The organism is Actinosynnema sp. NPDC037264, assembly GCF_055603705.1.
On sequence record NZ_JBVJVK010000019.1, the window covers coordinates 80,831 to 104,610 of the forward strand.

Annotated in this window: 10 protein-coding genes; 8 read left to right on the forward strand and 2 right to left on the reverse strand. The window is 73.7% G+C overall.

Annotated features, from left to right (window positions below):
- Positions 1-45 precede the first annotated feature (45 nt).
- The gene (locus ACZ7GX_RS21985; protein WP_498779045.1) at positions 46-1,413 is read right to left on the reverse strand and encodes a glycoside hydrolase family 43 protein; all 1,368 of its coding nucleotides are present in this window, start codon (positions 1,411-1,413) and stop codon (positions 46-48) included.
- A gap of 61 nt (positions 1,414-1,474) precedes the next feature.
- Positions 1,475-2,947, reverse strand: coding sequence for a family 43 glycosylhydrolase (locus tag ACZ7GX_RS21990; protein ID WP_498779047.1), 1,473 nt, complete (start codon positions 2,945-2,947; stop codon positions 1,475-1,477).
- Positions 2,948-3,449: 502 nt separating this feature from the next.
- On the opposite strand from ACZ7GX_RS21990, the gene ACZ7GX_RS21995 reads away from it, so the two are divergent.
- The 8 genes from ACZ7GX_RS21995 (at position 3,450) to ACZ7GX_RS22030 (ending at position 23,780) form a co-directional block, all read left to right on the forward strand.
- Positions 3,450-3,665 carry an MbtH family protein gene (locus ACZ7GX_RS21995; protein WP_498779048.1) on the forward strand — a complete coding sequence of 72 codons (216 nt, stop codon included), beginning with the start codon at positions 3,450-3,452 and terminating at the stop codon, positions 3,663-3,665.
- 141 nt (positions 3,666-3,806) lie between these two features.
- Positions 3,807-9,665 (forward strand): amino acid adenylation domain-containing protein, encoded by a 5,859-nt coding sequence (locus ACZ7GX_RS22000; protein WP_498779049.1) that lies wholly within the window; start codon positions 3,807-3,809, stop codon positions 9,663-9,665.
- A 5-nt stretch (positions 9,666-9,670) separates the two neighbouring features.
- Positions 9,671-12,817, forward strand: a complete 3,147-nt coding sequence (locus ACZ7GX_RS22005) for an amino acid adenylation domain-containing protein (protein WP_498779051.1) — start codon at positions 9,671-9,673, stop codon at positions 12,815-12,817.
- On the forward strand, positions 12,814-14,151 hold the full coding sequence (locus ACZ7GX_RS22010) for an FAD-dependent oxidoreductase (protein WP_498779053.1): 1,338 nt from the start codon (positions 12,814-12,816) through the stop codon (positions 14,149-14,151). The genes ACZ7GX_RS22005 and ACZ7GX_RS22010 overlap by 4 nt, the downstream gene beginning before the upstream one ends.
- Positions 14,151-14,828 (forward strand): DUF6875 domain-containing protein, encoded by a 678-nt coding sequence (locus tag ACZ7GX_RS22015; protein ID WP_498779054.1) that lies wholly within the window; start codon positions 14,151-14,153, stop codon positions 14,826-14,828. The genes ACZ7GX_RS22010 and ACZ7GX_RS22015 overlap by 1 nt, the downstream gene beginning before the upstream one ends.
- Positions 14,825-18,052 carry an amino acid adenylation domain-containing protein gene (locus tag ACZ7GX_RS22020; RefSeq protein WP_498779058.1) on the forward strand — a complete coding sequence of 1,076 codons (3,228 nt, stop codon included), beginning with the start codon at positions 14,825-14,827 and terminating at the stop codon, positions 18,050-18,052. Before ACZ7GX_RS22015 ends, ACZ7GX_RS22020 begins: the two co-directional genes overlap by 4 nt.
- Positions 18,049-19,371 (forward strand): MFS transporter, encoded by a 1,323-nt coding sequence (locus tag ACZ7GX_RS22025; RefSeq protein ID WP_498779060.1) that lies wholly within the window; start codon positions 18,049-18,051, stop codon positions 19,369-19,371. Before ACZ7GX_RS22020 ends, ACZ7GX_RS22025 begins: the two co-directional genes overlap by 4 nt.
- A complete protein-coding gene (locus ACZ7GX_RS22030; protein ID WP_498779062.1) occupies positions 19,368-23,780 on the forward strand; it encodes a non-ribosomal peptide synthetase family protein in 4,413 nt (1,470 codons plus the stop codon). The genes ACZ7GX_RS22025 and ACZ7GX_RS22030 overlap by 4 nt, the downstream gene beginning before the upstream one ends.

Sequence of the window (23,780 nt, forward strand, 5' to 3'; positions counted from 1 at the left end):
CCGCCGAGGTGCCGCGCCCACAGCCCGATCGGACCGACCTTTGGGTCAGTGCCCGACCTGGAACGTGGCGTCCGCGCGGTCCGACGTGGTGCTGATCGGGTCGATGCGCAGGACGTAACCGGAGTGCCGCAGGTGGCGGTCGGGGAAGTTGTGCGACCGGAACGAGGTCCACGAGCTGTCCGCCAGGCCGGCGACGCGGTGGAAGGTGGCGTCGGCGGCGAAGGTCGGGCTGCCGTCGTCGGCCGCCAGCGTGATCGCGTAGTTCACGTGCCGCAGGTAGCGGTCCGGGTAGTTGACCGAGCGGAACGACACCCCGGCCGACGACGCCAGGCCCGGGACCAGGCGCCACTGCGAGTCCTGGTAGGGGTCGAACGGGTACGGGTCGATGCGGCCGACGTTGTCGGCGTGCCGGATCAGGTGGTCCGGGAAGTTGTAGGACTTGATCCGGTTCCAGCTCGGCGCGCCCCAGCGGGACAGCAGGTTGGCGTGCTCGGTGGCCGTGATGCCGCAGATGGTGGGGTGCTTGGCGTTGAGCGGCTGGGTGTACTGGGCCTTGGTCAGCGGCGTCCAGGAGTTGGCGTTGATGTCGCCGCTGCGCCACGCGTACAGCTCGCCGTTCACCGGGGAGAACGAGTCGCCCCACAGCCACCACTCGTTGCGGTTGTGGGCCTTCACGACGATGGGCGCCTCGATGCCGCCGCTGACGACCCCGCTGGTGTAGGTGCCGCGGTCGAAGCTGCGCGGGTTGAGCGTGCTCGACCGCGCGCCGTAGAGGCGGCCGTCGGCGAAGCTCTTGTAGTACAGGTAGTTGGCGCCGTTGCCGACGTGCATCGTGGCGTCGAGGACGTTGAAGCCGGGGTCGAAGAACAGCTGCGGCGCGCCGACGGTGACGAAGTCGGTGGTGTAGTTGACGTAGAACGCGTCACGGCCGCCGCTGTTGGCCGAGTAGAGGATGCCGTACTGGCCGCGCGCGGCGTCCCAGAACGCCTCCGGCGCCCACGTGTGGGTCGGCATCGAGTGCATCTTGAGCCTGCGGTACCCGGTGAACGACCGCAGGTCGGCCGAGTCCCAGGCGTGGATGTACTGGTTCTGCTTGGTGAAGTCGGTGCCGGTCAGGTCGGTCGCCAGCACGACGAACCCGCCGTTCTGCTTGCGCATGATGAACGGGTCGCGCAGGCCGCCGGTGCCCGCCGTCGGCGTGGCGACCGGGTTGCCCTGGTTGAGCGGGGTCCAGGTGAGCCCGTCGGTGCTCACCGCGAGGTGCAGCGCGTACCGGTCGGCGACCTTGTTCGGGGACTCGGTGAAGTAGCCCATCACGTAGGCGGAGTCACCGGGCGCCGCGGCGGCGACCCCGGTCCGGGCCAGCGCCAGCGAGGCCAGGCCGCCGGCCAGCAGTGTGCGTCGTTGCAGCATCAGCCGTGTGCCTTTCGGGGGAACCCCGGGGCGGGCGGGAGACACCCGCCCCGGGGGAGTCTCATTCGCCGGAGGGCGCGGTGAGGGTGGTGCCGAGCCGGACGGGCGTGCCGAAGTTCGGGGTGCCGTCCGAGTTCCAGGTGAACTTCTGCGCGCGGGTCGACCGGTTCATGTCGCAGCCGCCGGACGCGGAGTCGTTGGCGTGGTAGACGATCCAGTCCTCGGTGCCGTCGGGCGACTTGAAGAACCCGTTGTGGCCCGGCGCGTACACGCCGTTGCCGTCGTTGCGCTGGAACACCGGGTTGGGCGACTTCGTCCAGTGCGACCGGTTGAGCGGGTCGGAGCCGGTCAGGGTGAGCAGGCCGAGCTTGTAGTCCGGCCCCCAGCACGCGCTGGCCGAGTACACGATCATGGTCTTCCCGTTGTGGTACAGCGGCTCGGCGCCCTCGTTGACCGGCGCGGTCTGCCGCTCCCAGGACAGCGTCGGCTGGGAGATGGTGCGCCGTGATCCGCTGAGCGTGTAAGGGTTGGACATCGGGGTGATGGTCAGCGACTGGGTGCCGTCCATCGCGCTGCCCATCAGGTACAGCTTCCCGTTGTGCTGCAGGATGCTCGGGTCCAGCTCCCACGTGCTGCCCAGGTCGGCCTTGAACGAGTAGGGGCCCATCGGGTCGGTGCCCGAGGACTCCAGCACGTGCAGCCGCTGCGTCGGGTTGTAGTCCGACACGTTCTGCCCGGCCACGTAGTACAGGTACCACCGGCCGTTGAGCAGGAAGAACTCCGGCGCCCACATGTTGCAGCACCCGTTCGGGCGGGTCAGGTTGAAGACCACCTGGTCGGCCGCGGTCGACAAGCCGGCCAGCGTCCGCGACCGGCGCATCGTGATCGTGGAGTTCCACGTCGTCGTGGCCAGGTAGTAGTACCCGTTGTAGTACTGCATCCACGGGTCCGGGCCGTTGCGCTTGATCGGGTTGGTGAAGGTGCCCGGCGCGGACGCGCCCAGCTTGACCAGCTGCCACTGCTGGTTCGTGCCGCCGGTGTCCGGCCACTGGATGAGCTGCGCGCCGTCGGCGGTGGAGAAGTCCAGCACGTCGACGGCCTTGCCGCTGGCGCGGTTGAGCAGCCGGACGAACCCGCCCGCCGAGTCGGCCAGCCGGAACTGCTGGTTGGTGCCGTTGCGGTCGGTCCACTGGGTCAACCCGGTGCGGTCGGCGGTGTCGGCGAAGTCCAGCACCTTGCCGCTGTGGCGCGACTTCAACCGGTAGTAGCCGCCGCCCGAGTCCACGAACTGCCACTGCTGCCACGCGCCGTCGTTGCGCGTGTACTGCGAGATCCGCGCGCCGTCGGCGGTGGCGAGGTCGTAGACGTCGAGCGCCTTGCCGCTGTTGCGGTTGACCAACACGTACGAGGCGTTGGTGTCGACCACCGCGGCCGACGCGGTGGGCGGTAGAGCCGAGGTGATCCCACCGAGCAGCGTGGCCACGGTGGCGAGGACGACGCCGCCGCGGCGCGCGCTCCGATAAGGCGATCTCATGGTTGCTCTCCCTGCGACGCTGCATGGACGAACACGGTCGGCCCGCCGGCGTGCAAGCCGGTGCGGGCCGGTGGAAGGGCGTGGCGGCGGGTGGCGGGTGCGGGTGGACCGGGATCACCGGCCACTCGACCTCGCGTCTGTTAACGCTAACAGCACGATCGGCGACGGTTCAATAGCCGCGCGTCTTCGCACGTGACGCAGCGCCCTGGTGTCGAAGGGTTTCGACACATTGGGCCGTTCGGCCGCATCACGCCCATCTGTTAGCGATAACAAGGTTGCGGATTCCGTGGCTGCCTGGAATTGACCGGCAGCGACCAGGGAAAGCCTCTGGTAACCGACCGGACACGGCGCGCGACGTTCCATAGGAAGGATAAATAGTCCGCACCGCACAAAGCGAATGAAGGGTTCGACCGTTCAGAGGATTCCACATTACGAGACGCGCGGCGTAACGTTGCGCGGACCGGCGACCCGCCCGCATCCGCCCAGGGCAGGAGAACACTGCATGACTGACGAGAACGCCAATTACCACGAATTCCTCGTCGTGGTGAACGACGAGGAGCAGTACTCGGTCTGGTTCGCCGACCGGGACCTCCCGCCCGGGTGGCGGACCGAGGGAACGCGTGGCACCAGGGAAGACTGCCTGGCCCACATCGACCGGGTGTGGACGGACATGCGCCCGCGCAGCGTCCGCGAGCACGTCGCCGCGCACCGCGGCTGACGCTCCGCCCGACCACACCCCGCGCATTACCGAACGTCCGCGCCAAAGGGGTGCCCCACGTTGTCCGGAAACGGCCTCCGGGAATTTCCCGGCGGCCGGTTCGGTCATGCGCGCCCGAAACACATTCGTCGGGGAGGCTTTGTGCACACGGATTCTGCGCCACGACTCGCGCCCGCTCTGCCGTTGCAGAGCGGAATGATCGCGGCCGGGTTGCGCGACCCGTCGGCCGGGACCGACGTCATCCAGTGCGTGCAGCACTGGCCGCACGGTCTGGACGCCGCCGCGTACCTCGCGGCGTGGCGCGCCGCCGTCGAACGGCACCCGGTCCTGCGCACCCGGTTCACCTGGCGGGCCGACGGCGGCATGGAGCAGTGGCCGGGGCCGGCCGACGACGTCCCGGTGCTGGCGGACGGCTCGGTGACGGACCTGGAGGCGTTCCTGGCCGCCGACCGGCGGGCCGGGGTGGACCCGGTGGCCGGGCCGCCGCTGCGGGTCGTGGCGCTGCCCGGCGACGTGGTGGTGGCGACGTTCCACCACGCGATCCTCGACGGCCGGTCGCTCGCGATGCTGCTGGCCGAGGTGGACGACGACTACGCGGCCAGGCTCGCCGGCGGCGCGCTGGAGTTCACGGCACGCCCCGACTTCGCCGACTACGCCCGCTGGCACGACGCCCGGATCGCGGTCGGGCACCCGGAACGGCTGGCCGACGAACGGTTCTGGGCCGCGGAGCTGGCGGGGTCGGCCGAGCCCGCTCCCCTGCCGCTGGAGCACGCCGGCCCCGGCACACCCGTCATGGCCACGGCCGCGCTCGACCTCTCCGACGCCGAGACCGAGTCCGTGCGGGCGCTGGCCGAACGGGCGGGCGTCACGGTGAACACCGTGGTGCTGGCCGCGTGGGGCCTGGTGCTGACCGCGCACGCGCACGCCGACGAGGCCGTCTTCGGGGTGACCCGGGCGGCGCGCCACGGCACCGTCGAAGGCGCGCAGGACATGCTCGGCCTGCTGCTGGCGACCGTGCCGCTGCGGCTGCCGGTCGACCGGGACGCGTCGGTGGCCGACTGGCTGCGATCGGTGCGGGAACGGTCCGTGCGGGCGCGCGACCACCAACTGTGCCCGCTGCCGGTGATCCAAGGTGCGGCCGGGCACGACGTGTCGTTGATGCGCAGCCTCGTGCTGTTCGAGCACCGCGAACTCGGCACGGTGCTGGCCGCGCGGCCGTCCGCGCCGCCGGGCAGGCGGGTCCGCATCCTGCGCACCCCCGGTTACGCCCTGACCTTGTACGCGTTCGCCGAACCCCGCCTGAGCTTCCAGCTCATCCACGACACCGGCCGGTTCCCGGGTTGGGCGCCGGACGCGGTGCTGGCGCAGGTCCGGGACCTGCTGGCGGGCATGGCCGAAGCGCCGGACCGGCCCGTGCGGCAGCTCGACGAGCCGCGTGACCTGGCGCGGGTGTTGACGGGGTGGAACGACACCGCGATCGACTACCCGGCGGACGCGACCGTGCCCGACTTGTTCGCCGAACAGGTGCGACTGAGACCCGACGCGGACGCCGTGTTCGACGGCGAGCGGTGGCTGAGCTACGCGGAGCTGGACGAGCGGTCGAACCGGTTGGCGCACGTGCTGCTGGCGCGGGGCGCGCGGGTGGACCGCCCGGTGGCCCTGTCGCTGCCGCGTGGCGCGGACTTCGTGACCGCGGTGCTGGCCGTGGTGAAGACCGGTGCGGCCTACCTGCCGCTGGACCCGGAGAACCCGGCGGCACGGGACGCGGTGGCGTTGCGCGAGTCCGGCACACCCCTGGTGGTCTCGGATCGGCCACGCGCGCTGCCGGACGGCGTGGCGTCGGTCGTGATGCCGGAACTAGACCTTTCAGAGCAGTCTCCCGTATCTCCGGCGGTCCTCGCGCATCCATTAAGCGTGGCTTATGTCAACTACACGTCCGGGTCAACCGGTAAGCCGAAGGGCGTAGCCGTGCCCCACCGGGGTGTGGTTCGACTGGTCACGCGGCCGACGTTCGCGCGGTTCGGGCCGGGGCAGACGTTCCTGCACCTGTCCGCGACCGCGTTCGACCTGACGACGCTGGAGGTGTGGGGCGCGCTGCTGACCGGCGGCCGGGTGGTGCCCGCGCCCTCCGGTCCGCTCGACCCTGCGGTGCTGGCCGAGCTGCTGCGCGTGCACCGGGTGAGCGTGCTGTGGCTGACCGCCGGGCTGTTCCACCAGCTCGACCCGTCGCTGGTGGCCGACGTGGAGCAGCTGCTGGCCGGCGGGGACGTGGTGGCCCCGGACGCGGTGCGCGCGGCGTTGGCGGCGCGCGGCGGGAAGCCGGTGGTCAACGGGTACGGGCCGACGGAGAACACCACGTTCACCGCGTGCCACGTCGTGCGGTCGGCCGACGACGTGGGCGCGACCGTGCCGATCGGCACGCCGATCCAGCGGACCACGGTGTACGTGCTGGACGAGTCGATGCGGCCCGTGCCGGTGGGCGTGCCCGGCGAGCTGTACACGGGCGGCGACGGGCTGGCGCGCGGGTACTGGGGCGCGCCGGGGCTGACCGCCTCGAAGTTCCTGCCGGACCCGTTCGGGGCGGCGCCCGGTGGGCGGCTCTACCGGACCGGCGACCTGGCGCGGTGGCGGCCGGACGGCGTGCTGGAGTTCCTGGGTCGCGCGGACCGGCAGGTCAAGGTCCGCGGGTTCCTGGTGGAGCCGGCCGAGGTCGAGGCCGTGCTGCGGGAGCACCCGGCGGTCGCCGCGGCGGCCGTGCTACCGGTCGGCGACGACGACGCGCGGCACCTGGTGGCGTTCGTCGTGCCGACCGGGTCGTCGGAGGTCGAGGACGTGCGCGCGCACGTCGCGGAACGGCTGCCCGCCTACCTCTGCCCGGCGCGGTACGTGCCGCTGCCGGAGCTGCCGCTGAACCGCAGCGGCAAGGTGGACCGGGCGGCGCTGCGGTCGGTCCGTGCCCCGGGCGCGCGGGGCACGGACCGGACCCGCCCGTCGACCGCCACGCAACGGCGGTTGGCGGCGCTGTGGGAGAACCTGCTCAGCGCGCCGGAGGTGTTCGCCGAGGACGACTTCTTCGCGGTGGGCGGCAACTCGCTGCTCGCGGTGCGGTTGGCGTTCCGGGTGCGAGAGGAGTTCGGGGTCGAGGTGCCGGTCGCCGACCTGCACCGGGCCCGGACGCTGGCGGCGTGCGCGGCGGTGTTGGACGCGGCGACGGGCTCGGCGGCCTGCGGCGTGCCGATCACCCGGCGGGACCGGTCGGCCTACCTGGTGCCCGCGCCGCGCACGCCGGCGCGGCCGGTCGCGGACCACCTGGTGCTGCCGAGCGGCGGTGACTGGGCGGCGTGGCGGTGGGTCGAGCTGCGCGGGACGGGATTCGGCGTCGAGCCGCTGCTGGCCGTGGCGAGCCCGGACGCGGCGCGCGCGGCGGAGGCGGTGCTGGCGGCAGAGGACGCGGTGGGCCAGGCGCGGTGGACGGCGTTCCGGGTGCTGCGGGAGGTCGAGGACCGGGCGCGCGGCGAGCGGCGGTCCGCATTGCGGCGGATCGGTCGGCTGGTGCGCAAGGGCCGGTTCGCCGAGGCCCGCACGGCGCTGGCTGCAGCGCCGAACCCCGTGGTGGTCGCGCTGCCGATCGAGGAAGCGCCCGTAGCGCTGGTGGCGGGATCCGCGAGGACCGAGGCCGACGGCGGACCGGCCGCGGTGCTGGTCGTCGGCCCGGAGGCCGGCGAGGACGCGGGCCCGTCGACGGCATCGGACAACGCGGAGGTCGATGCGGCGTTGGCGGCCGCCGAGGACGCCGCGACCCGGCACGACGCGCTGCTCGTCGAGTACGCGGCCCGGTTCGAGGCGGGCCGGGAGGCCGCCGCCGAGGTGCTGCGGGCCGTCAGCGGGGACGCCAGGTTCCGCGAAGCCGTGGCCTGGCAGAACCCCCGTGCCCTCCAGACCGCCGTCGACGCGTTGCACCGGGCGTTGTCCGGCGAACGCTCCGCGTCCCGCAACGTCGACTACCGGCGCTGGGAGCACACCGTCGTCAGCTACCTGCAGCGCTACTGCGCCAAGAACGACACCATCGGGTTCTTCGGGCCGGTCGGGTGGGCGAGGATCGAGGACGGCGCGCCCGCCGCGATCACCGCGAGACCCGGGCCCGACCTGATCGCCTCGCGCACCACCTACCTGGAGAACTGGGCCGTCCAGCAGCTGGCCGAGGCGTTGACCACGGACGCCGTGCGGCCGTGGGCGGTGCCGAGGCGGATGCCCTTCGTGGACGTCGTGGGCGACACCATGCACGTCCCGATGACCGATCCGGTGCGGCTGCCCGCGGCGGACGCGGCCGTGCTCGCCGCCTGCGACGGCCTGCGCCGCGCACCCGAGATCGCGCTCGACCTCGACCTGCCGCTCGACGGGGTGCTCGCCACCCTCGAACGGCTGCGGCAGGCCAAGCGGATCGCGTGGACCCTGGAGGTGCCGCCGGAGGCGTTGGTGCCGGAAACCGCTCTGCGCGAGCAGATCGCGGCCATCGGCGACCCGGAGGTCCGCGCCGGGGCCGAGCGGGCGCTCCACCGGATCGAACGGGGACGCGACGCGGTCGCCGCCGCCGTCGGCGACCCGGACCGGCTGGTGCGCGCCATCGACGGGTTGCACGAGACGTTCACCGCCATCACCGGCACGGCGGCCGTGCGTCGACCGGGCCTCTTCTACGCCGGTCGCACGGTGGTGCACGAGGAGTGCCGGCGCGACCTCGACGTCACCCTCTCCCCCGCGCTGGTGGAAACGCTCTGGACGCCGCTGTCGCTGGTGTTGGAAGCGGCGCGGTGGTTCACCTCCGCGGGCTCCGCGCTGTACGGGCGGGCGTTGCGCGAGGTGTACCGGGAACGGGTCGCGGCCACCGGTTCGGACCGCGTGCGGCTGGCCGACTTCTGGCTGTGGGCCAACGACACGATCTTCCGCCTCGACGAACGGCTGATCGGCAGGCTCGTCCGGGCCCTGCAGGACCGCTGGGCCAAGGCCCTCGGGCAGGCGCCGACCGGGCGCGAGGCCCACTACCGGGTGAGCGACGTGCGGGACGCCGTGCTCAAGGCGTTCGCCGCGCCCCGGCCGGGGTGGCGCGGCGCGGTCCAGCACAGCCCCGACGTGCTGATCGCCGCACGGGACGAGGACGCGATCCGGGCGGGCGACTACCGGTGGGTGCTCGGCGAGGTGCACCCCGGCGTGAACACCATGCGGTCGGCGTTGTTCGTGTCCCAGCACCCCGACCCGGCCCAGCTGCGCGCGGCGATGCGGCACGACATGGCCGGGCCGCGGATCGTGCTGGCCACGACGCGCGAGGAAGGCGGCACGCCGCAGCGGCTCGCCGACGCCCTCGTCTCGCCCGACGACCTGAAGATCGTGTTCGGGCACGACGCGTGCGGGCCGGGGCTGCGCGACGCGGTGCCGGTCGGCGCGTGCGAGGTGACCGAGAGCGGCGGGCGGCTGGTGGCGCGCAGCCGGGACGGTCGGGTGGACGTCGACCTGGTCGAGCTGCTCAACGAGCAGGTCATGGCGCAGTTGGTGCAGCACTTCCGGCTGCTGCCCGCGGGCGCGCACACGCCCCGGGTCAGCCTGGACCGGTTGGTCGTCGCCCGGGAGGGCTGGCGGCTGCCCGCCGCGAGGTCGGCGTTCGCGTTCGCCCCGGACGAGGCGACCCGCTTCCTGCGGGCGCAGGCCTGGCGACGGGAGCACGGCATGCCGAGGTTCGTGTTCGTGAAGAGCCCGGTGGAGCACAAGCCGTTCTACGTGGATCTGGAGAGCCAGCCGTCGGTCGAGCTGTTCGCGCACGCGGTGCGCGCGCTGGACCGCGAGAAGCCCGACGTCCCGATGGGCGTGGGCGAGATGCTGCCCGGTCCGGACCAGCTGTGGTTGACCGACGCCGCGGGCGCTCGGCACACGGCGGAGTTCCGGGTGGTGGCGGTCGACCGGAGGGGTTGGCCGGAAGGTGTCGGTCTGAGGGGGGAGGGACCGCGGTGAGCGCGGTGACGAGAGAGGACGAGGTGTTCCGGTTCCCGGCCTCGTCGGGGCAGCGCAGGTTGTGGTTGGTCGACCAACTGCTGCCCGCGAGCCCGGTCTACAACATCGGCTGGCGGGTCGGCATCGACGGTCCGCTGGACGCCGAGGCGTTGCGGGTGGCGTTGAACGCGCTGGTCGCCAGGCACGAGGCGTTGCGGACGCGGTTCGCGGCCGAGGACGGCGTGCCGGTGCAGGTGGTTTCGGCGGCGTTGACGGTGCCGCTGGCGCGGCTGTCGGGTGACGTGGACGCGGTGGTGCGCGAGGAGGTCGCCCGACCGTTCGCGCTGCACGGCGGGCCGCTGCTGCGCGCCGGTCTGGTGGAGGTCTCGCCCGACGAGCACGTGCTGGTCCTCGTGCTGCACCACGCGATCGCCGACGGCTGGTCGTGCGCGGTGCTGTTCGACGAGCTGGCCGGGCTGTACGCGGCCGAGGTCGCCGGCGTGCCGCACGACCTGCCGGAGCTGCCCGTGCAGTACCCGGACTACGCGGTGTGGCAACGGGAGCAGGCAGACGGCGGCGCGTTCGCCGCCGACGAAAAGTTCTGGCGCGAGGCGCTGCACGGCGTGCCGACCGTGCTCTCGTTGCCGACCGACAAGGCGCGGCCGGCGACGCCCACCGGGCGCGGCGCGGAGCTGCGGGCGGAGCTGACCGTGCCGGACGGGTCGTTCGCCCGGCTGCTCGCGGTGTTCCAGTGCGTGCTGCACCGGGTGACCGGGCAGGCGGACTTCCTGGTGGCCACGCCGGTCGCGGCGCGCACCAGGCCGGAGACCGAGGGCTTGGTCGGCTTCGTGGCCAACACCCTGCCGCTGCGGGCGCGGTTCACGCCGGAGACCACGTTCGGCGAGGTGGTCGGCGCGGCCGAGGACGCGACCGTGGCCGCGCTCGCCCACCAGGACCTGCCGTTCGAACGGCTCGTGGACATCGCCGCGCCGCAGCGGACGCTCGCGCACGCGCCGCTGGTGCAGGTGATGTTCGCGGTCGAGCCCGTGCCGCCCGCGCGTGACGCCGGCCCGATCACGATCAGGCCCGAGGCGGTCGCGAACGGCGGCGCGAAGTTCGACCTGTCGTTGACCGTCGAACGGGCCGGTGACCGGTGGTTCGCGCGCTGGCAGTACGACTCCGCGCTGTTCACGCCCGAGACGGTCGCCGCGCTGCACTCGGTGTTCGCCGCCGCCGTGCACGCCTCCCCCGCCGACCGGGTCGCCGAGCTGTGGCTCGGTGACGACGCGCCGCAGGAACCCGCCGTCGAGGTGCCCGCGGAGACCGCCGCCGACCTGGTGTTCGCCGCGCTGGCCGAGCACCCGGACGCGGTCGCGATCGAGGGCGCGTTCACGTGCGGCGAGCTGGACCGGGCGGCGAACCGCCTGGCGCACGTGCTGGTGGCCGCCGGTGTGCGGCCGGACCAGCCGGTGGCGCTGTGCCTCGACCGGGGCGCGCCGATGGTGGTCGGCCTCCTCGCCGCGTGGCGGGCGGGCGCGGGCTACCTGCCGCTGGACCCGTCGTGGCCGCCGGCCCGGCTGACCGCGATGGCCGCCGGGTCCGACGTGCCGGTGCTCGTCACGGACGGCGCGTCGCGCGCGGTCACCGGACCCCTGACCGGGCCGTGGACCGAGGTCGACCTGGACACCGCCGAGCTCGACGCCCAACCGGACACGCCGCCACCCGCGGCGCGGCAGCACCCCGGCACGCTGGCCTACGTCATCCACACCTCCGGGTCCACCGGCAAGCCGAAGGGCGTGCGGTGCACCCAGGGCGGGCTGGCCGCGTTGCTGCGCGCCATGGGCGAGTTGATGCGGCTGACACCGGCCGACCGGCTCGCCTCGATCACCACGCCCGCGTTCGACGTGTCCACGGTGGAGATGCTCGCCCCGCTCATCAGCGGCGCGACGCTCGTGGTGGTCCCGGCCGACGACGTGGCCGACGGAGGGCTGCTGCGCGCGCGCATCGAGGAGACGAGGGCGACGGTCGTGCAGGGTGGTCCGGCGAGTTGGCGGATGATCGTCGCGGCCGGCGGTGTGCCCGCGCGCGTGCGGCTGCGGATCAGCGGCGGCGAGGCGATGACCCGCGACCTGGCCGACGACCTGCAGACCGACGGCGCGACCCTGATCGACGGTTACGGGCCCACCGAGACTACGGTGTACTCGGCCGCCGGTGTGGTCTCGCACGCGCCCGACCCCGTGCGGCTCGGGCCGGCGGTGAAGGGCACGTCGCTGCACGTGCTGGACCCGTTGCTGCGCCCGGTGCCGCCGGGCGTGATCGGCGAGCTGCACATCGGCGGCGCGGGCGTGGCCCGCGGCTACCACGGGCTGCCCGGCCTGACGGCGGAGAAGTTCCTACCCGACCCGTTCGGACCGCCCGGCGGGCGCCTCTACGCCTCCGGCGACCTGGTCCGCCGCCACGCCGACGGGAAGCTCGAGTTCCTCGGCCGCGCCGACCGGCAGCTCAAGGTGCGCGGCTACCGGATCGAGCCCGGTGAGATCGAGGCCGTGCTCCGCGCGCACCCGGACGTGGCGCAGGCCGTCGTCGTCGCCTGGTCCGCGCACGCCGCCGACGTGCGGCTGGTGGCGTACGCGGTGCCCGCCGACCCGGACGTCGGCGAGGAGGAGCTGCGCCGGCGGGTGCGCCCGCACCTGGCCGTGAGCCTGCCCGACTACATGCTCCCGGCGGCGGTCGTCGTGCTGCCGGAGCTGCCGCGCACCGGCACCGGCAAGATCGACCGCGACGCGCTGCCCGATCCGGTGTGGACGACCGACGACGTCGACCGGGTCGAGCCGCGTGACGAGGACGAACGGCGGCTGGCGCTGATCTGGCGCGAGGTGCTGAGCATGCCCGCGGACGCGCCGCTCGGCGTGCACGACAACTTCTTCGCCCTGGGCGGCCACTCGTTGACCGCGACCCAGATGCTGGCCCGGGTCCGGGTCGCGCTGGACGTGGACCTGCCGCTGGCGACGCTGTTCGCCGCGCCGACCATCGCCGAGCTGTGCGCGAACCTCGGTCGCGGCACGGGTCCGGTGGCCCGGGGGCCGGTGCCGCTGCTGGACCAGCTCGACGAGCTGTCCGACGAGGAGATCGACCGCCTGCTCGGCACGCTGGTCGACGAGGACGACGCATGAGCCGCGACGCGGTGGTGGTCGGCGCCGGGCTGGCCGGCTCGTTGACGGCCGTCTACCTGGCCCGACGGGGGTTCGGCGTGCGGGTGCTCGAACGGCGGGGCGACCCGCGGGCGCCGGGCGTGCGGGAGGAAGGCCGGTCGATCAACCTCGGCCTGTCCCAGCGCGGCATCGTGGCGCTGCGGGAAGTCGGCCTGCTGGAGCGGTTGGCGCCGCTGACCGTGCCCATGCGCGGCCGGGCGGTGCACCTGCCCGACGGCACGCTGCGCTTCCAGCCCTACGGCCTGGCCGAGGACCAGATCCTGCACTCCGTGCTGCGGCACGACCTGAACGTGGCGCTGGTGGACGAGGCCGAACGGCTCGGCGTCGGGTTCTCCTGGGGCTGCCGGGTGAGCGCCGTCGACCGCGCCAAGCCCGCCGTCACCACCGACGACGGGACCGTGCACACGGCGGACCTGATCATCGGCGCGGACGGGGCGTTCTCCGCCGTGCGCACCCACCTCGGCCGCGGCCTGCGGGTGGACCTGCACCAGGAGTTCCTGGAGTGGGGCTACAAGGAGCTGCTGATCCCGGTCGGGGACGACGGCGAGCCGCGCACCGAACTGCGGGCGTTGCACGTGTGGCCGGGTGACGACGGTCTGATCGTCGCGCACCCGAACGCGGACGGCTCGCTCACCGCGACGGTGTTCCTGCCGTTCGACGGCGAGCAGGGGTTCGCCGGGCTGACCGAACCCGAACGGGTGCGGTCGTTCTTCGCCCGCCGGTTCCCCGACACCCTCGTGCTCATCCCGGACGTGGTCGAGCAGTTCCTGGCGCACCCGCCCGCGAGCCTGGTCACCGTGCGCACCTCGCCCTGGCACGTCACCACCGACGAGGGACGCGGGGTGGTGTTGATCGGCGACGCCGCGCACGCCGTGTACCCGTTCTTCGGCCAGGGCATGAACGCGGCGTTCGAGGACTGCTCGGTGCTCGACCGGTGCCTGGCCGCGCACCCGCACGACCTGCCGCGGGCGTTGGCGGAGTTCGAGCGCTCACGTCGACCGCACACCGACGTGCTGGCGGAGCTGTCCAAGCGCAACTTCGTGGAGCTGCGGGACAAGCTGCGCTCACCGCTGTTCACCGCGCGCAAGAAGGTGGACCTCGCGTTGCACCGGATGTTCCCGAACGCGTGGGTGCCGCTCTACACCCTGATCTCGCACACCACGGTCCCCTACGGCGAGGCGTTGGCGCGGGCGCGGCGGCAGGACCGCGTGCTCGGCGGCGTCACGGCCGCGGTGACCGGTGCGGCGCTGGCGGCCCTGACCCGCCGGTCCCGGAACAAAGGCAGGTGGAGTTGATGCTGATCCATCCGACCCACCAGGCCCACCCCCTGGTCGAGCCGGCGGACTTCGCCGCGCCTCGGCTGCCCGACGCGGTCGCGGCGCACGAACCGGCGCTGCGGACGGTGTTCGAGTGGGCCGGTGAGTACCTGTGCGGACCGCACCCGGACCTGGGGCGGAGGGGCGCGGTGTGCCCGTTCACCGACACGTCCCTGCAACGCGGGCTGTTCTACCTGTCCGTGCACACCGGCGTGCCGGAGCAGCCGGACGAGCTGGCCGCGTTGCTGCTGCACTACCGCGACTGGTTCGCCGAGCTGGAGCCGAAGAAGGGTCCGGGCGCGCAGTTCAAGACCATCGTGGTGCTGTTCCCGGACCTGACCGAGTTCGGCGTGGTCGACCGGGCCCAGGAACTGCTGAAACCGGAGTACACCCGCGGCGGGCTGATGCTGGGCGAGTTCCACCCCGGCCCGCCGCAGAAGGCAGGTCTGTGGAACCCGGTCTTCCGGCCGCTGCACAGCCCCGTGCCGCTGCTGGCGATCCGGCACATGGTGCCCACCGACTTCCCGTTCCTGCGGGACGACGACACGACCGTGGCCGCCTACCTGGAGCGCTTCGGCGACCGCGTGCCCACGCACCTGCGTGACCACGTCCGCGCGGCGGCGGACCGGCTGACCAGGTCGGGGAGCACGTCATGACCGATCTGCGGGACACCGGCGCGGCGGCTGCGGCGTCGGCGCGCAAGCGGGAGCTGTTGGCACAACGGCTGCGGGCACGGGCCGCCGCGCCCACCGCCTACCCGTTGTCGTTCGGGCAGCAACGCCTGTGGTTCCTGGACAAGTTCTCCCCCGGCAGCGCCGTCTACAACGTGCCCCTCGCGCTGCGGCTGCGCGGCACGCTCGACCAGGTCGCGTTGCAGCGCGCGTTGGACACCCTGGTCACCCGGCACGCGTCGCTGCGCACCACGTTCCCCGACTCGGGCGGCGAGCCGGTGCAGCTGGTCGCGCCCACCGGCACGGCCACCCTCACCACCCACGACCTCCCCGACGGGGACCGTGACGCGGAGGCACAGCGGTTCGCCGACGAACGCGCCGGCATCGGGTTCGACCTGCACCGGGGCCCGCTGTTCGCGACGAGCCTGGGCCGGTTCGCCGACGACGACCACGTGCTGGTGCTCAACCTGCACCACATCATCGCCGACGCGTGGTCGCTGTCGGTGCTGCTCGGCGAGCTGGGTCAGGCCTACGACGCGGCGCTCGGCGGCCGCGACCCCGACCTGCCCGCGCTGACGCTGCACTACCCGGACTTCGCGGTCTGGCAGCGGGACCGGGTGACCGAGCTCGCGGCCGGGCACCTCGACTTCTGGACGCGCCACCTCGCGGGCGCGCCGGAGCTGCTGACCCTGCCGACCGACCGGCCACGGCCGCCGGTGGTCACCCACCGGGGCGCGCTGCGGTACGGCCACGTCCCGATCCGGCCGCTGGAGGAGCTGGCCCGCGCGCACGGCGTCACCGTGTTCATGGTGCTGCTGGCCGCGTTCGCGGCCCGGCTCGGCCGGTTGGCCGGTCAGGACGACGTGGTGGTCGGCACCCCGGTCGCCGGGCGTTCCCACCCGGACCTGGAGGGCCTGATCGGGTTCTTCGTCAACACGCTCGCGCTGCGCACGCGGGTGGGCGGCGATCCGACGTTCACCGAGCTGCTGGCCCGGACCCGGCAGGTCGCCGCGGACGGTCTCGCGCACGCCGACCTGCCGTTCGAACGGCTGGTGGAGCACCTGAGCCCGCGGCGGAGCACCGGGCACGCGCCGGTCTACCAGGCCCAGCTGATCTTCACCAACACCCCGCCGCTGGACGTCGAGCTGACCGGGCTGGACGTCACGCCACTGGTGCCCGACCCGAAGGTGGCGAAGTTCGACCTCACGCTCGCCGCCGACCCGCAGGGCGACACGCTCGCCCTGGGCGTCGAGTACAACACCGACCTGTTCGACGCCTCGACCGTCGCCGAGTTCACCGATCGGCTGATCGCGCTGCTCACCGCCGCCGCCGAGCACCCGGAGAAGCGGATCAGCGAGCTGGACGGGCTGACCGGCGTGCGGCGGTGGGAGGTGCTGGAGGGCCTCAACGCCACCGACCTGCCGCTGCCGCCCGCGCGGACCGCGTTGGACCTGGTCACGGGGCACGGCACGGCGGTGTCCGGAGTGGACTCACGGCTGACGTACGCGGAACTGGACACCCGGGCCGAGCGGATCGCCGCCCTCCTCCGGGCACACGGCGTGGGCCTCGGGTCTGCGGTGGCGCTGTGCCTGCCGCGCACCCCGGACCTCGTAGCCGCCGTCCTGGGCGTGTGGAAGGCGGGCGCCGCGTACGTGCCGCTGGACCCGGGCTGGCCCGTCGACCGGTTGACGGCGATGCTGGCCGACTCGGGCGCGGCCGTGCTGGTCTCAGAGCACGAGCTGCCGTTCGGCGGCACGGTCTTGGGCCTCGCCGACGCGGACCGCTTCGAGCCGGCGCCCCAGCCGTGCCCCGCCTCCGGCGAGGACCTGGCGTACATCATCTACACGTCCGGTTCGACGGGCACGCCCAAGGGCGTCGAGGTGCCGCACCGGGCGGTGGTGAACCTGCTGGTGTCGTTCCAGCACCTCTTCACCCTCACCCACGCCGACCGGCTGGCCGCCGTGACCACGCTGTCGTTCGACATCTCGGTGCTGGAACTGCTGCTGCCGCTGACCGCGGGCGCGGAGGTGCTGGTCGTGCCCGCCGACGTGAGCGCGGACGGTGCGGCGTTGCGGGACCTGCTGGTCGACCGCGAGGTCACCGCGCTGCAGGCGACCCCGGCGACGTGGCGGCTGCTGCACGCGGCCGGTGGCGTGCCCGCCGGGGTGGCGACCCGGATCTGCGGCGGCGAGGCGCTGCCGCGCGACCTGGCCGACGACCTGCTGACCGACGACGCGGTGCTGTGGAACGCGTACGGGCCGACCGAGACCACGGTCTGGTCGTCCGCGGGACTGGTCGAGCCCTCGCCCGCGCCGGTGGTGCTGGGTCCGCCGATCGGCAACACCCGGCTGTACGTGCTGGGTCCGGGGCTGGAACCGGTGCCGCCGGGCGTGGTCGGCGAGCTGCACATCGGCGGCGCGGGGGTGGCGCGCGGCTACCACGACCGGCCGGAGCTGACCGCGAGCCGGTTCGTGCCGGACCCGTTCGCCGAGGAGCCCGGACGGCGGCTGTACGCGACGGGCGACCTGGTGCGGCAGCGGTCGGACGGCACGCTGGAGTTCCTGGGTCGGTCCGACCACCAGGTGAAGGTGCGCGGGTTCCGGATCGAGCTCGGCGAGGTCGAGGCCGCGTTGCTGGCGTCCGTCGAGGTGCGCGAGGCGGTCGTGCTGGCCGCCGACGAACGGCTCGTCGCCTACGTGGTGCCCGCGGACGTGCCCCGGGAGGGGTTGTGGTCGCGGCTGCGGGCCGGGTTGGCGCAACGGCTGCCGGACTACATGCTGCCCGCCACCGCGGTGGTGCTGGACGCGTTCCCGTTGACGCCCAACGGCAAGACCGACCGCAAGGCGCTGCCCGCGCCGGTGTGGGACGTCGACGGCGAACGGGTGCCGCCGCGCGACGCGGTGGAGGAAGTGCTGGCGGGCATCTGGGCCGAGGTGCTGGGCGTGCCGGGAGTGGGCGTGCACGACGACTTCTTCGCCTTGGGCGGCCACTCGCTGCTGGCGGCGAAGGCGCTGGCCAGGGTGCAGGCCGCGTTCGCCGTGACGGTGCCGATCGGCCGGATGTTCGCCGCGCCGACCGTCGCCGGTGTCGCCGTCGCGCTCGCCGCCCTGGACGACCCGGCCCGGGTCGCCGCGGTCGCCGAGCTGCGCCTGCAACTGGCCGGGATGTCGGCCGAGGAGGTCGAGTCGATGCTCGGTGAGGCTCGATGAGCGCGCGGGCCGGTGTGCGCCGGTTCGCCGTGGTGTGGGCCGGGCAGCTGGTGTCGGTGATCGGCTCCGCGCTGACCGCGTTCGTGCTCGGCGTGTGGGTGTACCTGGGCACGGGGTCGGTGACGACGTTCGTGCTGATCCAGTTCTGCGCGGTGGTGCCGGGCATCCTGCTCGCGCCGTACGCGGGCGCGCTGGCCGACCGCCACGACCGCAGGAAGATCATGCTGGTCGCGGACTCCGGCGCGGGCGTGGTGACGGCGCTGCTGCTGGTGGCCGTGGCGACGGACTCGCTGGCGGTGTGGCAGGTCTACGTGGCCACGGCGCTGACCGCGACGTTGAACTCGTTCCACATCATCGCCTACACGGCCCTGGTGCCCGCGTTGGTGCCCAAGGAGCACCTGGGGCGGATCAACGGGCTGATGCAGATCACGCAGGGCGTGCAGATCGCCGCGCCGCTGGTCGCCGGTGCGCTGCTCGGCGTGGTGGGGCTGCGGGGTGTGCTGCTGATCGACCTGGTGTCGATGGTGTTCGCGGTCGGCGCGTTGCTGCTGGCCCGGCTGCCCGACGAGGCCGTGCGGCCGGCCGGCGCCGCGGAGCCGGGGCGCGAGGGCATCGGCGCGGGCTTGAGGTGGCTGCGCGGCGCGCCCGGGTTGTTCGCCTTGTTCGCGGTGTTCGGGGTGTGGAACTTCCTGTTCGCCATCGCGGGCGGGTTGGTGCAACCGCTGATCCTGTCGTTCTCCGGTCCCGCGACGCTCGGCGTGCTGATGGCCGCGGGCGGCAGCGGGTTGTTCGTCGGCGGCCTGGTGATGGGCGTGTGGGGCGGCCCGGCCCGCCGGGTGCACGGCATCTGCCTCGGGATCGCGCTGGGCGGGGTGTTCCTGGTGCTGCACTCGCTGGCGCCGTCGCCGTGGCTGATCGGGATCGCCGCGCCCGCGTTCCTGTTCACCCTCCCGTTGATCAACACGTGTTGCGTGACGTTGTTGCAGACCAAGGTCGACCCGGCGGTGCTGGGCCGGGTGCTGGCCGTGGTGCGGGTGGTCGGCACCGCCGCGATGCCCGTCGCGTTCCTCCTGATCGGCCCGCTGACCGACGGCGTGGCCGAGCCCTTGATGGCGGCCGACGGCCCGCTCGCCGGTGGTGTCGGCGCGCTCATCGGCACCGGCGAGGGCCGCGGCATCGCCCTGATCTTCCTGGTCGTCGGCGTGCTGATGCTCGCCTTGGCGGCCTTCGCCTGGACGCGGCCGCGCCTGCGGACCGTGGACGACCTGCCCGACGCGGTGGCCGACGAGACGCCGTCACCTGAAAGGACACTGGGATGACCGAGCTCTCCGACCACCGCGAACGCCTGCTGGCCAAGCTGCTCGCCGAACGCGGCCTGGCCGCCGCGCCCCGCCAGGCGGTGCCACGCCGCCCCGACGGCGCGGTCGTGCCGCTGTCGGGCAACCAGCGCGGCCTCTGGCTGACCGGGCGGCTGGGCCTGGACGCGGGCGCGTACGTCATGTTCGCCGCGCTCCGGGTCGCCGGCGAGGTGGACGAGGACCGGCTGCGCGCGGCCGTGCGGACCGTCATGGGACGGCACGAGGCGTTGCGCACCCGGATCGTGGACGTCGACGGCGTGCCCGAGCAGCAGGTGGTGGACGACGTGCCCGCCGACGTCGCGTTCTCGTCGGTCGACGGCGAGGACGAGCTGGACGCCTTCCTCGTGTCCGAAGTGGACACGCCGTTCGACCTGGCCGTCGCGCCGTTGCTGCGGGTGCGGGTGGTGCGGGTCGGTCCGGGCGACACGGCGGTCGTGTTCAGCGCGCACCACATCGTGTGCGACGACCTCTCCCTCGGCGTGGTCGCGGGCGAGGTCGGCGACGTCTACGCGGGCGTGACGCCCGAGCCCGTCGGGGCGCAGTTCCCCGACTACGTGCACTGGCAGGCCGACCGGCTCGCCGACGGCGAGCGGCAGCGGCAGCTGGACCACTGGCACGACCGCCTGTCCGGCGCGCCGGCCGTGCTCGACCTGGCGCTGGACCGGCCGCGGACGCCGAACCGCACCACCGCCGGCGGCAGCCACCGGTTCACCGTGCCCGCCGCGCTGGCGGGGAAGCTGGCCGAGGTGACCCGCGCGCACGGCTGCACCACGTTCGCCGGCCTGCTGGCCGCGTTCGGCGTGCTGCTGGCCCGCCGGTCGGGCGCGGACGACCTGGTGATCGGCTCGCCGACCACGCACCGGCCGTTCCCCGAGTTGGAGCGCTCGGTCGGCATGTTCGTCACCACCACCGCGCTGCGGCTGGACCTGTCCGGCGACCCGACCGTGGCCGACCTGCTCGGCCGGGCCCGCGCCACCGCGATCGACGCGCTCGACCACGCCGAGGTGAGCTTCGACGAGGTCGCCGCCCAGGTCGCGCCGCGCCGCGACCTCGCGCACCACCCGTTGTTCCAGGTGATGCTGGTGCTCAACCGGGGCGACGCCACCGGCTCGTGGGCCGGGATGGACGCCGCGGAGCTGCCGGTCGACCGCGAGACCAGCCGGTTCGACCTCACGCTGCACGTGCGGGAGACCGACGGCGACTGGCCCGCGAACCTCGACTACAGCACGGACGTGTTCGACGCGGACACCGTGGCCCGGCTGGCCGACCACCTGCTCGCGGTGCTCGCCGCGCTGGTGGCCGACCCGTCCGCCCGGCTGTCCGCGGTGGACACGACCACGGAGGCCGACCGCCTCGCCGCGGGCCGGCTCAACGGCGAGCCGCAGGACGCCCTGGACCCGGCGCTGTCGCTGCGCCACCCCGCCGTGCTCACCCGGATCGCGGAGCAGGTCGCCGCGCACCCCGACCTCACCGCGGTGCTCGACCTGGCCGACGGCACGGAGGTGACGTTCGCGCAGCTCGACCGGCGGGCCAACCGGGTCGCCCACGTGCTGACCGGGTGGGGCGTCGGTCCCGAGACGCCGGTCGGCCTGGCGTTGAAGGCCGGGCCGGACGCGCTGGTGGCGCTGCTGGCCGTGCTCAAGGCCGGTGGCGCGTACGTGCCGCTCGACCCAGCGCACCCGCCCGCGCGGCTCGCCGGGCTGCTGGCCGACTGCGGCGCGCCCGTGGTGATCACCGCGCCGGGCTCCCGGGACCGGTTCGGCGAGTTCCACGGCGCGTTGCTGGACACCACCGACGACGCGTTCACCGGCGAGGCCGACGCGCCGCCGGCCGCGGACGTGCCCGACGACGGGTTGGCGTACATCGTCTACACGTCCGGGTCGACCGGTGTGCCCAAGGGCGTGCAGGTGCAGCACGACACGCTCGCGAACCTGACCGGCGCGTTCGTCGACCTGCACGGGTTCGCGCCCGGTCAGCGGATCCTGATGATCCCGCCGTTGAGCTTCGACGCGTCGGTGGGCGACGTGTTCCCGGCGTGGTGCGCGGGCGCGGCGGTCGTCGTGCACCCCGAACCGGCCGCGATCGGCGGCGCGGACCTGCTCAAGCTGTGCGCCGAGCACGCCATCACCGCCGTCGACTCACCGGCGGCGCTGTTCAAGCGCTGGGTGTCGGACCTGGCGGGCCTCGACGTCGACCCCGGTCCGCTGGCCGTGATGATGATCGGCGGCGAAGCGGTGCCGACGGCGACCGTCGCCGAGTGGGCAGCGCTGACCGGCGGGAAGGTCGCGCTGGTCAACCACTACGGCCCGACCGAGACCACGGTCTGCGCCACGGCCCACCGCACGGTCGACGCGTCGGAGGTCGACCCGCGGGCCGCCACGGTGCCGATCGGGCGACCGCTGCCCGGCGTGCGGGCGTACGTGCTCGACCCGGACCTGCGCACGGCTCCCGTCGGCGTGCCCGGCCAGTTGCACATCGGCGGCCTCGCACCCGCGCGCGGCTACCGCAACGACCCGGAGCGCACGGCGTCGGTGTACCTGCCCGACCCGACCGTCCTGGGCGGTCGGATGTACGCCACCGGCGACCTCGTGCGGCTGCTGCCCGATGGCACGCTGGAGTTCCTCGGCCGGGTGGACGACCAGGTCAAGCTGCGCGGTCACCGCATCGAGCCGGGCGAGGTGCGCTCCGCGCTGCTGGCGCACCCGGCGGTCGCCGAGGCCGCGGTGGCGGTGCGCGGCGACACCCTCGTCGCCTACGTCGTGCCCCGAGCGGAGGCGCCCGCGTTGGACGAGCTGCGGGCGTTCTGCGCCGGACGGCTGCCGGACGCGATGCTGCCCGGCGCGGTCGTGGTGCTGGACGGGCTGCCGCTCACCCGGCACGGCAAGGTCGACGTGGCGGCGCTGCCCGACCCCGACCCGGCGGCCCGGCTGACGCCGTACGAGCCGCCGCGCACCCCGGTCGAGCGGACGTTGGCCGAGGTCTGGTCGGAGGTGCTGGACGTGCCGCTGGTCGGTCGCCGGGACAGCTTCTTCGGCCTGGGCGGGCACTCCCTGATCGCCGCCGCCGTGCTCGCCAAGGTCCGCTCGCTGCTGGGCGTCACGGTGCCGTTGCGCGCCTTGTTCGCCACCGCCGACCTCGCCGAGCTGGCCGAGGTGGTGGAGCAGGCCGCCGCGTCGGACCACACGTTCGCCAAGCGCTACAAGTCCGGCCTGCCCTCCGTGCCGGAGATGCGGGTCGACGCGACCCCACCGGACGACATCGAGGTGCGGCACCCGGTGCGGACGGGGCCCGCGCAACGGGTGCTGCTGACCGGCGCCACCGGGTTCCTCGGCGCGCACCTGCTGGCCGAGCTGCTGGCCCGCACGGACGCCGAGGTGCACTGCCTGGTCCGGGCGGAGACGCCGGCCGTCGCCCTCGCGCGCGTCCGCGCCAACCTGCGTCGCGCGCACCTCGACGTGCCCGAGGAGCGGTTGGCCCGGGTGGTGCCGGTGGTCGGCGACATGTCGCAGCCGCTGCTCGGCCTGGCGGAGAAGGACTTCGACGCGCTGGCCGAGAGCATGGACGCGATCTACCACAACGGCGCGGTGATGAACTTCGTCCTCACCTACCAGTGGATGATGCCGCCGCACGTGGGCAGCACGGTGGACGTGCTGCGGCTGGCGACCCGGTACTCGACCAAGCCGCTGCACCTGATGTCGACGCTCGGCGTGTTCCTCGGCGCGAACTACGACAAGCAGCTGATCACCGAGGCCGACCGGCCGGAGGACCCGACCGGGCTGGACACCGGCTACCACACCACCAAGTGGGTGGCCGACATGATGGGCGTGCTCGCGCGGGACCGGGGCGTGCCGGTGTCGATCCACCGCATCGCCGCGATCGTGGGCGACGTGCGCACCGGCACGGCGAAGACCGAGTCGTACCTGAGCAGGCAGATCGCGACCTGCGCGCACGCGGGCGCGGTGCCGCGGACGCCGGACGTGATCGACATGCTGCCGGTCGACCGGCTCGCGGGCGCGATCGCGGGCATCTCGACCCGGCCGGCGCCGCACGGGCAGGACTTCCACTACTACCGGGCCGACGGGTTCACCTACGCCGACCTGGGCGAGGTGCTCACCGCGAAGGGCTACCCGACCCGCCTGCTGGAGTACGCCGACTGGCGGTCGTTGATGCTGGAGAGCCCGGACAGCGCGTTCGGCCCGCTGGCGTTCGGCCTGACCACCACGCACCGGGCGCACCCGGTGTTCGACTGCTCGACCACGTGGGCCGCCGCGGCGTCGTGCGGGGTCCAGTTCCCGCCCGCCGACGCGGAGATGATAGCCCGGCACGTGGACTTCCTCGCCGCCGCGGGCGTGCTGCCGGAAAGGGGCTGA

What these genes read in the sequence shown, in the direction of transcription:
- ACZ7GX_RS22010 (WP_498779053.1), top strand. Translation starts at nt 12,814, where the DNA reads ATGAGCCGCGACGCGGTGGTGGTCGGCGCCGGGCTGGCCGGCTCGTTG.
- ACZ7GX_RS21985 (WP_498779045.1), bottom strand. Translation starts at nt 1,413, where the DNA reads ATGCTGCAACGACGCACACTGCTGGCCGGCGGCCTGGCCTCGCTGGCG.
- ACZ7GX_RS22020 (WP_498779058.1), top strand. Translation starts at nt 14,825, where the DNA reads ATGACCGATCTGCGGGACACCGGCGCGGCGGCTGCGGCGTCGGCGCGC.
- ACZ7GX_RS22030 (WP_498779062.1), top strand. Translation starts at nt 19,368, where the DNA reads ATGACCGAGCTCTCCGACCACCGCGAACGCCTGCTGGCCAAGCTGCTC.
- ACZ7GX_RS22025 (WP_498779060.1), top strand. Translation starts at nt 18,049, where the DNA reads ATGAGCGCGCGGGCCGGTGTGCGCCGGTTCGCCGTGGTGTGGGCCGGG.
- ACZ7GX_RS21990 (WP_498779047.1), bottom strand. Translation starts at nt 2,947, where the DNA reads ATGAGATCGCCTTATCGGAGCGCGCGCCGCGGCGGCGTCGTCCTCGCC.
- ACZ7GX_RS22015 (WP_498779054.1), top strand. Translation starts at nt 14,151, where the DNA reads ATGCTGATCCATCCGACCCACCAGGCCCACCCCCTGGTCGAGCCGGCG.
- ACZ7GX_RS21995 (WP_498779048.1), top strand. Translation starts at nt 3,450, where the DNA reads ATGACTGACGAGAACGCCAATTACCACGAATTCCTCGTCGTGGTGAAC.